The following is a 10,868-nucleotide window of genomic DNA, read 5'->3' as shown; positions in this document are numbered from 1 at the left end:
CAAGAATCGGCACGATCGAGGAGCTGCAGGCAAAGTTCCCTGCCTTCCTGAAGAGCGACGCGGCAACCGCTCCCTGGATCCCGGCCGTTACCCAGTAATCCTGGCTCGCAGGACCCAATCCGGACGCACCGCACCAACAGGCGCGTCCCATTCCATTTCGCATGAGGACGATGATGACGAGCCCCGACCTGCCCAAGCCGCAATATGCCCGCAACATGAAACTGATCGGCCACAGCGACATTGGCGGCCGGGGCGACGGGCTGCAACTGATGGTGCATCGCGGCCATGCCTATGTCGCGCATCCCTGGTCGCAAGGCTTTTCGATCATTGACGTGCGCGACCCGAAACATCCGCAGACCGTCAACTACGTCGCCGCGCCCGCAAACACCTGGAACATTCATCTCCAGACACATGACGACCTTCTGCTGGTCATCAACGCGCTTGATCTCTTCGCCGATGTCGAGACCTTCGCCGACGAGAAGACCTACTACACCCATTCCGTCGGCGAGACGGTCGCCGCGCGCAAGCGCGAACGGGCCTGGACAGCCGGCATGACGGTCTACGACGTCTCGTCGCCGGCAAGCCCGCGCAAGATCGGCCAGCTCGATATCGACGGCATCGGCTTCCACCGGCTCTGGTATGTCGGTGGCCGCTACGCCTATGCCTCGGCGCTGACGGAGGGATTCACCGACTATATCTTCGTGACCATCGATCTCATCGATCCGACGAAACCCGAAATCGTTGGCCGCTGGTGGCTGCCGGGCATGAACAAGGCGGCGGGTGAAGAACCGAGCTGGGGTACGGGGCGACGCTTTGCCCTGCATCATGCGCTTGTCCACGGCGACACCGCCTATGCCTGCTGGCGCGATGGCGGGCTGACACTTCTCGACATCAAGGATCATTCGGCGCCGAAGCTGATCAAGCATCACAACTGGTCGCCACCTTATGGCGGCGGCACGCATTCGCCATTGCCGCTTCCCGGCCGAGATCTGCTGGTGGTGGCCGACGAAGCTGTGCTCGACAACGAGGAAGACGGGCGCAAGCACACCTGGATCTTCGACATCCGCGTGCCGGAAAACCCGGTCAGCATCTCGACCTTCCCGATCCCCGCCGAGGCAGACTACGCCAACAAGGGTGGTCACTTCGGGCCGCACAATCTGCATGAAAATCGCCCCGGCTCCTTCGTGTCGGAAACGCTGATCTTCGCGACCTGGCAGAATGCCGGCATCCGCGCTTTCGACATATCCGACCCCTATCATCCGGTCGAAACCGGCGCGCTGGTGCCCGCCGATCCCGTCACCATGACCGACCGCAGAGCGGGCCGGCCGAAGGTGATCCAGTCGGCGGATGTTTTCGTCGATATCAAGGGCCTCATCTACGCCACCGACTACAATGCTGGCCTCGAAATCATCGAGTATGGTGGCTGATCCGGGCGCGACAAAGCCATCCACAAAGCGGGGAATCATGCCGAAACAGATCCTCTTCAATGCCTTCAGCATGAACTGCGTCGGCCACATAAATCATGGGCTGTGGACGCATCCCCGCGACCAATCGACCGAATTCAACACGCTGCGCTACTGGACCGATCTTGCCCGCACGCTGGAGCGGGGCCTGTTCGACGGGATCTTCCTCGCCGACATTCTCGGTGTCTACGATGTCTATGGCGGTTCGGTGGACCTGACCCTGCGCGAAAGCATCCAGCTGCCGGTCCACGATCCGATGATGCTGGTCTCGGCCATGTCCGCAGTTACCGAACATCTCGGCTTCGGCGTAACGGTGAATGCCAATGCCGAACCGCCCTACCTCTTCGCCCGCCGCATGTCGACGCTCGACCATCTGACGGGCGGACGCATGGGCTGGAACATCGTCACCGGCTATCTCGACAGCGCCGCGCGCGCCATCGGCAACAGCGCCATGACCGCACATGACGACCGTTACGACCAGGCGGAAGAAGCGCTCGAACTGCTCTACAAGCTCTGGGAAGGAAGTTGGGACGATGATGCCGTTCGGAAGGACAAGACGAACCGGGTCTATGCCGATCCCGCCAAGGTCCACGCGATCCATCATGCCGGCCGCTTTTACCGATCCGAAGGTTATCACCTTACGGCCCCCTCCCCGCAACGCACGCCGGTGCTCTACCAGGCCGGCACGTCGGAGCGCGGCCGCCGCTTTGCCGCACGCCATGCCGAATGCATCTTCATATCTGCGCCCGATGCGGCCACGGCTCGGAAAACCTCACGTTTGCTGCGGGCCGATGCCGTCGAGGCAGGTCGCAAGCCAGAGGACATCAAGATCTTTGTCGGCATTTCGATCGTACCTAGCGCGACCGAAGCGGAGGCGCAGGAGAAACACGTCGACTACTGCCGATATGCGAGCCCGGAAGCAGGTATGGCGCATTTCTCTGCCGGTTCCGGTATTGACCTCGCAAAACTCGATCTGGATGACCCGATCGTAAAAGACAGCGCACCCGGTAATGCGATCCAATCGGGTATCGAGGCCGCGCGCAAACGCGGGCTGACCAAGCGGCAATTGCTGGACGGCCTGGGGATTGGAGGTCGTTATCCGACCTTTGTCGGTACAGGGTCGCAGATCGCCGACAGTCTGGCACGCTTTGTTGAAGAGGGCGAGATCGACGGCTTCAACCTGACGCGGACAGTCGTTCCGGAAAGCTACGAGGATTTCGTGACTTTCGTCGTGCCCGAGCTACAGGCACGCGGGCTCTACAAGACGGCTTACAGTGGTAGCACGCTGCGTCACCAGCTTTTCGGGGCCGGTCCGCGGCTCTCAAGCCCTCATCCGGCCGCCGACGCACGTCGCCGGAAGATCCAGCTTCAGACTGACCCGCAATAGAATTCGCCCGGTCATCTGACCGGGCGTTTGATGTTCGAGCCTATGCGATCAAACGACGGCGTCGTGCGACGGCTTTTCCCAGAGATTGATGCCGCCCTCGACCGCGTAACGATCGATTTCTGCCAGTTCCTCCGCCGTAAAGTCGAGATTCTTCAAGGCTTCGACATTTTCGGCTACCTGCTTGGCGGAGCTGGCACCGATCAACGCCGAGGTGACGCGCGGGTCACGAAGCACCCAGGCGATGGCGAACTGGGCGAGCGACTGGCCGCGGCGATTGGCAATCTCGTTGAGCGCGCGGGCCCGCACGATATTCTCATCCTTCAGATGTTCCGACCGCAGGAAATCGCCGCCCGGACGGTTGACGCGGGCGTCCTCCGGAATGCCGTTCAGATATTTGTTGGTGAGCAGTCCCTGAGCCAGTGGGGTAAAGGCGATCACCCCTGCCCCCACCTCATCAGAGGCGGCGAACAGATCCTTCTCCGGCCAGCGGTTGAAGAGATTGTAGGCAGGCTGGTTGATCAGCAGCGGCACGTTGCGTTCCTTTAGCAGGGCTGCGATCTCGCGAGTCTTGTTGCCGGAATAGGAGGAAATCCCGACATAGAGCGCCTTCCCCTGCCTTACGGCCTGGGCCAGCGCATCAGCAGTTTCCTCGAGCGGTGTCTCGGCGTCGAAGCGATGCGAGTAGAAGACGTCGACATAGTCGATCGCAAGCCGCTTCAAGCTCTGGTCAAGACTGGAGAGCAGTGCCTTCTTCGAGCCGCCGCCGCGACCGTATGGACCCGGCCACATGTCCCAACCCGCCTTGGTCGAGATGATCAGTTCATCGCGATAGCCGGCAAAATCCTCTCGTAGGATACGGCCGAAATTGATTTCGGCGCTGCCGGCAGGCGGGCCGTAGTTGTTGGCGAGGTCGAAATGCGTGATGCCGACATCGAAAGCCTTAAACAGGATCGAGCGCTGGGTCTCGATCGGTGTGGTGTCACCAAAATTGTGCCAGAGGCCGAGGGAGATGGCCGGTAGCTTGAGGCCGCTTCGACCGACACGGCGAAACTTGGCATCGTCGTAGCGGTTTGGATCAGGGAGATAGGTCATTTCAAAGGTCCTATTGTCAAAGAAAAGGCCGGCACGTGACAGAGCCACGCACCGGCAAGTTGGCATGCCAGGGATCAGAGTGCGCCATGCCGGGGCGGCAGGGTACCGTTGAGATAGAAGTTGCCGATATGGTGATACTTCCAGCGCACCGGATCATGCAGTGAATGTGTCCTTGCATTGCGCCAGTAGCGATCGAGGCCATAGCTCTCCAGCGTCGATCGGGCACCGCCAAACTCGATGAGCTTGGTCGCCGCGAGCTGCGCGACTTCGGTTCCAAGCGCCTTCACTTCAGCGACCGCAATCGAGGCCTCGGCAACCGTCGTGGCATTGGGCTCAGCCGTGGCGCGATCAAGGATGCGCCCTGCACGGGCAAGCAGCGCATCGGCCGCATGAACCCGAATGGCGACATCACCGACGCCGTGAATCGTGTGCGGATCCTCGTAGCCGTGTTCGATGCTCAGCTCGAAGAACGGCCGCGCATGGGCGCGGACATAGGAGATCGTTTCGGCAAGCGCCCCACGCGCGATCCCGACCTGGACCGCCGCATGGATGATCTGCGCAAAGGGGCCCATCGGCGTCGGGGTCTCAAAGCTCTTGTCGTGATCGACGATCTGGAAGTGGGTCACCTCGATTTCGTCGAAAGTCACCGTGCCGCTGCCCGTCGACCGCTGGCCGAAGGACGACCAGTCATCGACGAAATCGAGGCCGGGCGTCGCTCGGTCGACGAAGACCAGATAGACCCGATCGCCGGGACCCTTGGCAACGGCAACGACGATGTGTGCAAACAGCGACCCGGTGGCGTAGAACTTCTGACCGCTGAGGTAGAGCTTCCCATCGCGCTCGGCAAAGTGCGTCTTATAGTCGACAGGCGTCTTCGTACCGATCTCGGTGAAGGCATTGCCGAGGCGATCACCGTCCAGAACGCGGCGGAAATAATGCCGCTTCTGTTCCTCAGTTCCGTTCAACCGCAGCGCCTCAACCATGTAGAAATGGTTCTGCGGGATCTGCCCGATCGAAGAATCCGCCGCCGAGATGATGGCGGTGACTTCGGCCAGCGTGACGGCCGAAACACCGGCCCCGCCATATTCCTTCGGGATGCTGATCGCCCAGAGACCGCTTTGCGAAAAGCGGTCGATCTCGCCGAGCGGCAGACGCCGCTCGCGGTCACGCTGGGCAGCACCGACGGCGAATTCCCGTGCCAGATCCTTGGCCACCTGGATGGCCTCGGCATCGTCGCGGATGACATGCGCAAGCGTCCTGCGCGGAGCGATATGCGGAGCCGGACGGCCGGCAGTGAGTGCTGCCTCCCGGTGCAGTTTGCGATCATTCGTGCTCATCGCGGGGCTCAATTCCAGGCATGACGCGGCGGGTGAACGCCATTCAGGTAATAATTGCCGACATGGTAGAACTTCCAGCGGACCGGATCATGCAGCGTATGAACGCGGGCATTGCGCCAGTGACGGTCGAGACCATGCTCGGCAAGCGTCGAGCGCGTTCCAGCAAGCTCGAACAGCTTATTGGTCGAGAGGATCGCGATTTCGGTGGTCAGTACCTTGGACTCGCCCGTCTTGATGGTCGCTTCGGATACCGTTTCCAGCGTCGGATTGGCGCGCGCCACGTCGATGCTGCGTCCGGCGATTTCCAGCAGGGCTTCGGCCGCATGCAGCTTGATCTTCAGGTCACCGATCTGGGCGATGGTGAAGAGGTCTTCACCGGCCGTCGCCTTGCCACTGTCGATCCAGGGACGGCTGAACTTGCTGACGAATTCGATCGTGTCGTCGATCGTTCCGCGCGCAATGCCGACATCGATCGCCGACTGAATGATCTGCGAAACCGGGCCGCCGACGGTCGGGTGATCGAAGGAGGTGACCTTCAAGGCACGGCCCTTCGGCACACGCACATTCTCGATCTTGACCGAACCGGAAGCGGTGGTCCGCTGACCGAAGCTCGACCAGTTGTTGGTGACCGTGAGGCCCGGCGCTTCGCGGTCGGCGAAAACCAGATAACCCTGCCCTGTCTCGTCGACACCGACAATCGGGACGATATGGGCAAGCAGCGCGCCGGTCGTGTAGAACTTCTCGCCGTTGACGATGACGTCATCGCCGTCATGCACGACCTTGGTTTCGAAATCGGCGACGGTCTTGCTCTTTGCCTCGGAGAAGGCGTTGCCGTAACGGATGCCTTCCAGCGCCCAGCCGAAGAACAGCTTCTTTTGCTCTTCCGTACCGTCAAGGTCCACAGTCGCAACGATCGCCAGATGGTTCTGAGTGATCTGGGCAATGGCCGGATCGGCGGCGGCAATCGTGGCGATTACCTTGGCCAGCGTCGCATAGGAGACCTCAGGGCCGCCATAGGCCTTGGGCACATTGATGCTCCAGAGGCCGCTCTGCGAGTATTCGTCAAGCTCGGCGATCGGCAGCAGACCCTCGCGGTCGCGGAGCGCCGCACCGGACTTGAAGCTCGCTGCCAGTTTCTCGGCGATCTCGATTGCCTCTTCGTCGGTCTTGATCACATGCGCCGGCTTGGCGGGGCGCGGTCGCGCCGTGAACGGGTCGGTGGAATTGACCCGCGGATGGACGCTGTAATCGATCTTGGTTTCGCTAATGTTTCCCATGGGAAAGCCCCTTGATGGTTGAGCCGTCGATCTCAGCTGGCATTGGCCAGCACGGTCGCCTGGTTGCGTTTGTAGGTTTCGATGTCGCGGTAACGATTGGCCGGATGCGCCTTGGGCAGATAGGGCCCCTCGCCGAACAGTTTTTCGCGCAGGGTGCCGGGCTTGTAGCCGGTCGGGTAGACGCCACGTTTCTGAAGCTCGGGCACGAGATAACCGACGATGTCCTCGAAGCTTTCGGGGGTGACGGCATAGGCAAGGTTGAAGCCGTCGACATCGGTCTCCTCGACCCAGGCCTGCAACTCATCCGCCACGGTCGAAGGCGAGCCGACAATCACGGGTCCCATGCCGCCGATGCCGCCCCATTCAGCGAGTTCCTTGATCGTCCAGCGCTTGTTCGGATCGCCTTCCGACAGGCTCTCGATCGCCGAATGGATGGCGTTGGTCTCCACCTTGCGGACGAGATCGTCGGGCGCGTAGTGGGAGAAGTCGACACCGGTCCAGCCGGACATGAAGACCAGCGAGCCGTCATAGGAAACGTAGTCGAGGTAGTCGCGGAACTTCGCACGCGCTTTATCGTCGGTCTCGTCAACGATCACCGTGAGGAGATTATAGATGCGGAATTTGGAGGCGTCGCGGCCAACGGCGGCTGCACGGGAGCGTACGTCACGGACATAGTTCTTTAGGATCGTCTTGGTCTGGGCTGCGACGAAAACGCATTCGGCGTGCTCGGCGGCAAACTGCTTGCCCGGACCCGAGGCCCCGGCTTGGTAGAGAACAGGTGTGCGTTGCGGCGACGGTTCGGTCAGCGCATAGCCCGGCACGTCGAAGAAGCGACCCTTATGGCCGATCTCATGCACCCTAGAGGGATCAGTGAAGATCCGTTTCTCGCGGTCGCGCAGCACAGCGCCCTCCTCCCAGGAACCTTCGAGCAGCTTATAGATGACCTCCAGATACTCATGAGCCACCTCGTAGCGGTTATCATGCGAGCGCAGACCGCCCTGCCCGATATTCTTCGCACCGCTCTCCAGATAGGAGGTGACGATGTTCCAGCCGACGCGGCCCTTCGTGAGGTGGTCAGCCGTCGCAAGGCGTCGGGCAAAGGGATAGGGATGCTCGAATGATATTGACGCCGTGATGCCGATACCCAGGTGCTCGGTAGCCAGCGCAATGGGCGCTGCAAGCTGGATCGGGTCATTGACCGGGATCTGCGCCGCCTGGTGAATGGCGTGGTAGTTGTTTGACTTGTAGACATCGTAGTAGCCGATCACATCGGCGATAAAGATGCCGTCAAAGATGCCTTTTTCCAGTGTCCGGGCGAGATCCTGCCAATAGTCGAGATCTTTGTATTTCCAAGACCTATCGCGTGGATGCGCCCATAGTCCGGGCGACTGATGGCCAACGCAATTCATGTCGAAAGCGTTGAAATGTATCTGCTTGCTCATTCCTATATCCCATCCGGATTTCAGGCTGCCATGGCATTAGCATCGCCAATCACATCCGAATGAACAGTTATTATATATTTTTTATAGACTGTTTGTTGGAAATTTTTTTCTGATGGTTGGGGCACTCCTGGGCTCGTGCACATCCAGAGTGAGGCTCAGCGTCCAGGTCCCCCACCATTGGAAAGAATTTATCGTCCGACACCGGATTTCGCAAAAATCTACTTTGTCTACCAACTTTATAGTCAATAAGCTATGCCCTTCAGATGCGGGAGCAGTGCAGCATGACGGCCATCAATCCGATTTTTGCCTCATCGGGTACATCGATCTTCGAAGCGATGTCACGACTGGCCACCGATACCGGAGCCATCAATCTCGGCCAAGGCTTTCCCGAAGGGTTTGAACCGCAGGAATTGATCGAGGCGGCTGTGATCGCGTTGCGGACGGGATCGCACCAATATCCACCCATGATGGGCCTTCCGGCTCTGCGACAAGCCGTTGCAGACAATGCGCGGCGGTTTCTGGGTCTATCGGTGGATTGGGAACGCGAGGTGCTGGTCACATCTGGTGCGACGGAAGCACTCGCCGACACGTTCCTTGCGCTCCTTCAGCCGGACGACGAGGTCATTCTCATTGAACCTGTCTACGACGCCTATGCGACCCTCATCCGTCGAGCCGGCGGACGTGTCGTACCCGTTCGCCTCGCTCCGCCCGACTGGGCGATCGATACCGAGCGTCTACGCGCGGCGATCACCGACCGCACCCGCCTCATTGTCGTCAACACGCCGATGAACCCGATCGGCAAGATTTTCACGCCCGAGGAGCGGCAACTGATTGCCGATATCGCCATCGAGCAAGACCTGGTGATCGTTGCGGACGAAGTCTACGAGCATCTCGTCTTTGACGACCGCCCGTTTCACTCGTTCTTCGCGCTGCCGTCCATCCGCGATCGCGTGGTCCGCATCGGCTCGGCAGGCAAGAGCTTTTCTCTGACAGGGTGGAAGGTCGGTTACGTGACGGCAGAGTCCCACCTGCTGCAGCCGATCGCCCGGGCGCACCAATATGTCACATTCACCACGCCCCCGGCACTGCAGTCTGCGGTCGCGGTTGGACTGAATCTGCCGGATGCTTATTTCCTAAATCTGCGCAAGGCGCTTGCCGGCCGCCGCGACGTGCTGGTCTCCGGGCTGCGTCAGGCGGGTTTCAACGTGGCGGATGTTCCAGCCACCTATTTCGCCGTCGCCGACATTTCCCCCCTCGACCGAAAGGCCGATGATCTCGCCTTTGCCCGGCATCTGACTCTTTCCTCCGGCGTCACGCCCGTACCGGTATCCTCGTTTTACGGCGCGCGCGACGTGACCTCCCATATCCGCTTCTGTTTCGCCAAAAGCGAATCCACGCTGAAGGAAGCCGTGGAGCGGCTGGCCCGCTGGCGCGCCGGCGAGGCGCTAGAGGTCGCGTCGTGAACCTGCACTCCCGGCGCTCCGATTGGAGCCTCGCCATTGCCGAACTCAAAGATCGGTACGGTGCAGATGCCCAAACGGGACAATCCGCGCTTTCGCTGCATGCCGGCGACGAAAGCCATCATGACAGGCAATCGCCCGGCGTGGTCGTCTATCCCGCAAGCACACAGGATGTAGCCGACATCGTACAGATCGCCATACGCTACGGCATACCGGTAACACCGTTCGGCGCCGGATCTGGGCTGGAAGGCGGTGCGGTTCCGGAAGTCGGCGCGATCTCGCTCGACACCAGCCGGCTGAACTCGATCATCGAGATCCGCCCAGACGACATGATCGCCCGGGTCGGCGCGGGCGTGCGCCGCCTGGATCTCAACAAGCACCTGCGCGACACCGGCCTCTTCTTTCCCGTCGACCCCGGTGCCAATGCCTCTATCGGTGGCATGGCGTCGACCGGTGCCAGCGGCACCAATGCCGTGCGCTATGGCGTGATGCGGGAAAACGTTCTCGGACTGACCGTCGTGACCGGCACCGGCGAGATCGTCAAAACAGGTACGCTTGCCCGTAAATCCTCCTCCGGCTACGACCTCACCCGTCTGTTCGTCGGCTCGGAAGGTACGCTCGGCATCGTCACCGAAGTGACGCTGCGCCTGCATCCCCTCCCCGATGCCAAGTCGGCCCATGCGAGCTTCGAAACACTGGCAGGCGCCGTCGAAGCAGTAACCGCGATCAAGAAGGCAGGCCTTGCCATCGGTCGCGTCGAACTCATCGATCAGCCGCTGGTCGAGGTAATCAACCGTCGTGGCGCGCTTTCGCTGCCGCCCCTGCCAGCTCTCTTCTTCGAATTTCACGGCTATGCGAGCGAAATCGAAGGCCTTGCCTCGACGATTGGCGGGCTGATCGAAGACTGCGGCGGCACGCCCCTGATCTGGGCAGAGACCCAAGCCGCGGCCAACCTGCTCTGGACCATCCGGCGCGACTGCCTCGCCTGGGCCAAGGCCGAACGCCCCGGTGCCCATTCCTGGCCGAGTGATGTCTGCGTGCCGATCTCGAAGCTGGCAGACGTGATCCTCGAAACGCGCAACGACGTCGCAACATCTGCCATCCCAGCCTACATCGTCGGCCATGTCGGCGACGGCAATTTCCACTGCGTCTTTATGCTGCGCGACGACGAGGAAGACGAGGTCGCCCTTTACGCCGACCGCATCGTACGCCGGGCGCTTGCAGTTGGCGGAACCGCCAGCGGCGAACACGGCGTCGGCCTCGGCAAGCGCGATTTCCAGCTTGAAGAACATGGGATCGAAGCGGTGCGCATGATGCACGCCATCAAGGCCACTCTCGACCCCCACAACATCCTCAACCCCGGCAAGGTCCTCCCGGACCTTTAAGGCTGAGACCCATCAAACGAAAAGG

General features: G+C 61.0%; 8 protein-coding genes. 4 read left to right on the top strand and 4 right to left on the bottom strand.

The window, feature by feature from the left end:
• The first annotated feature begins 173 nt into the window (after nt 1–173).
• Together PDO_RS07590 and PDO_RS07585 are read left to right on the top strand one after the other, a co-directional pair.
• Entirely contained in the window at nt 174–1,427 is a 1,254-nt protein-coding gene (locus PDO_RS07590; protein ID WP_007599945.1) for an LVIVD repeat-containing protein, read from the top strand.
• Nucleotides 1,428–1,464: 37 nt separating this feature from the next.
• Nucleotides 1,465–2,850: an LLM class flavin-dependent oxidoreductase gene (locus PDO_RS07585; RefSeq protein ID WP_007599943.1), complete on the top strand. Its 1,386-nt coding sequence runs from the start codon at nt 1,465–1,467 to the stop codon at nt 2,848–2,850.
• 48 nt (nt 2,851–2,898) lie between these two features.
• Here PDO_RS07585 and mgrA read toward each other — a convergent pair whose 3' ends face one another.
• From mgrA to PDO_RS07565, 4 genes are all read right to left on the bottom strand, one after another.
• Complete coding sequence (gene mgrA, locus PDO_RS07580; RefSeq protein ID WP_007599941.1) at nt 2,899–3,942, bottom strand: L-glyceraldehyde 3-phosphate reductase; 1,044 nt, start codon at nt 3,940–3,942, stop codon at nt 2,899–2,901.
• A 74-nt stretch (nt 3,943–4,016) separates the two neighbouring features.
• Entirely contained in the window at nt 4,017–5,279 is a 1,263-nt protein-coding gene (locus tag PDO_RS07575; protein ID WP_007599940.1) for an SfnB family sulfur acquisition oxidoreductase, read from the bottom strand.
• Nucleotides 5,280–5,287: 8 nt separating this feature from the next.
• Entirely contained in the window at nt 5,288–6,556 is a 1,269-nt protein-coding gene (locus PDO_RS07570; RefSeq protein ID WP_007599939.1) for an SfnB family sulfur acquisition oxidoreductase, read from the bottom strand.
• Between the two features lie 32 nt (nt 6,557–6,588).
• Nucleotides 6,589–7,998 (bottom strand): LLM class flavin-dependent oxidoreductase, encoded by a 1,410-nt coding sequence (locus PDO_RS07565; RefSeq protein WP_007599938.1) that lies wholly within the window; start codon nt 7,996–7,998, stop codon nt 6,589–6,591.
• Between the two features lie 281 nt (nt 7,999–8,279).
• Here PDO_RS07565 and PDO_RS07560 point away from each other — a divergent pair, with 281 nt between their 5' ends.
• The gene (locus tag PDO_RS07560) at nt 8,280–9,461 is read left to right on the top strand and encodes an aminotransferase (protein WP_007599937.1); all 1,182 of its coding nucleotides are present in this window, start codon (nt 8,280–8,282) and stop codon (nt 9,459–9,461) included.
• A complete protein-coding gene (locus PDO_RS07555; protein ID WP_007599936.1) occupies nt 9,458–10,843 on the top strand; it encodes an FAD-binding oxidoreductase in 1,386 nt (461 codons plus the stop codon). The genes PDO_RS07560 and PDO_RS07555 overlap by 4 nt, the downstream gene beginning before the upstream one ends.
• Nucleotides 10,844–10,868: the final 25 nt, after the last annotated feature.

Source organism: Rhizobium sp. PDO1-076 (assembly GCF_000247475.1).
Lineage (GTDB): Bacteria > Pseudomonadota > Alphaproteobacteria > Rhizobiales > Rhizobiaceae > Allorhizobium.
Note: the sequence above shows the minus strand (reverse complement) of the source record. Positions and strands in the feature narration are given on the sequence as shown.

Excerpts from the sequence above, each read along its gene's own strand:
- PDO_RS07590 (WP_007599945.1), top strand. The coding sequence starts at position 174 with ATGACGAGCCCCGACCTGCCCAAGCCGCAATATGCCCGCAACATGAAA.
- PDO_RS07585 (WP_007599943.1), top strand. The coding sequence starts at position 1,465 with ATGCCGAAACAGATCCTCTTCAATGCCTTCAGCATGAACTGCGTCGGC.
- mgrA (WP_007599941.1), bottom strand. The coding sequence starts at position 3,942 with ATGACCTATCTCCCTGATCCAAACCGCTACGACGATGCCAAGTTTCGC.
- PDO_RS07575 (WP_007599940.1), bottom strand. The coding sequence starts at position 5,279 with ATGAGCACGAATGATCGCAAACTGCACCGGGAGGCAGCACTCACTGCC.
- PDO_RS07570 (WP_007599939.1), bottom strand. The coding sequence starts at position 6,556 with ATGGGAAACATTAGCGAAACCAAGATCGATTACAGCGTCCATCCGCGG.
- PDO_RS07565 (WP_007599938.1), bottom strand. The coding sequence starts at position 7,998 with ATGAGCAAGCAGATACATTTCAACGCTTTCGACATGAATTGCGTTGGC.
- PDO_RS07560 (WP_007599937.1), top strand. The coding sequence starts at position 8,280 with ATGACGGCCATCAATCCGATTTTTGCCTCATCGGGTACATCGATCTTC.